This is a genomic window from Sphingomonas sp. CCH5-D11, from assembly GCF_001557395.1.
Lineage (GTDB): Bacteria > Pseudomonadota > Alphaproteobacteria > Sphingomonadales > Sphingomonadaceae > Sphingomonas.
In genome coordinates this window covers 1-745 of sequence record NZ_LSKH01000285.1, presented here as the reverse complement: position 1 = coordinate 745, position 745 = coordinate 1, and the positions used below count along the sequence as shown (strand labels likewise).

Annotated in this window: 1 protein-coding gene; it reads left to right on the top strand. The window is 60.3% G+C overall.

Features of this window, described 5'->3' with window-relative positions:
• The first annotated feature begins 352 nt into the window (after nucleotides 1–352).
• The gene (locus AX702_RS17745; RefSeq protein WP_007406343.1) at nucleotides 353–598 is read left to right on the top strand and encodes a hypothetical protein; all 246 of its coding nucleotides are present in this window, start codon (nucleotides 353–355) and stop codon (nucleotides 596–598) included.
• The last annotated feature ends 147 nt before the right edge of the window (nucleotides 599–745 follow it).

Sequence of the window (745 nt, the reverse complement as noted above, 5' to 3'; positions counted from 1 at the left end):
CGTAGCGGCGTGTGCTCGCAAACAGCCTGATTTCCTGCTCACGCTTTCTGCCACTGGCGGGGAGCGTCCTGCTCGAATTATCTGCCAGTGTGCTCGCCATCATCCGGCGCTGCTTGCAAACGGGGCGTTGTGCTCACGCTCCGTGCCAATGGGCTCTCCAAACCCGTAGCCGGCAAGCGCTTTTGCGAAGCAGGTTTCCAGAACAGTTCTGACAAGCGGCGGGCCGCAGAAATGCGTTGTCGTCATGGCCCGCCCGCGAGGTCGTCAGAAAGGAAGGTTTTCGCGAACAGGGCCAGCGCATAATAGGCGATGACACCACGCAAGCGGAAAGGGTGCGATGACCAAAACCGAAATGCTGGAGACGATGAAACGCCTCGACGCCCATGCGAATGCCCTGCTGCTGATCGGTGCTTCCGATATCGATCTGCTCGGCGGCATGTTCGACGTGATGCCGGACTTCAAGGCGCTGCTCGATGCCGGATACGGCGAAGAGATCGAGAGAAACGCCGGTCGCTTCCCCGGCCTGCACCGCTACGCCGTCATGCTCTCAAATATCGCCGAAGGGATCGCGGACGGCTCCATCCGGGTGCCACGCTGACGCCACTCCCGCTGGCAGATAATGTGAGCAGGCGACCATGACTGCGAGCAGCGCCGGATGATGGCGAGCACATTGGCAATTAGCGTGAGCAGACTGCTCCGCCCATTGTCAGATAATCCGAGCAGAAAATCGCTCCGTTTGCGAGCA

Coding starts and splice junctions, on each gene's coding strand:
- AX702_RS17745 (WP_007406343.1), top strand. CDS start 353: ATGCTGGAGACGATGAAACGCCTCGACGCCCATGCGAATGCCCTGCTG.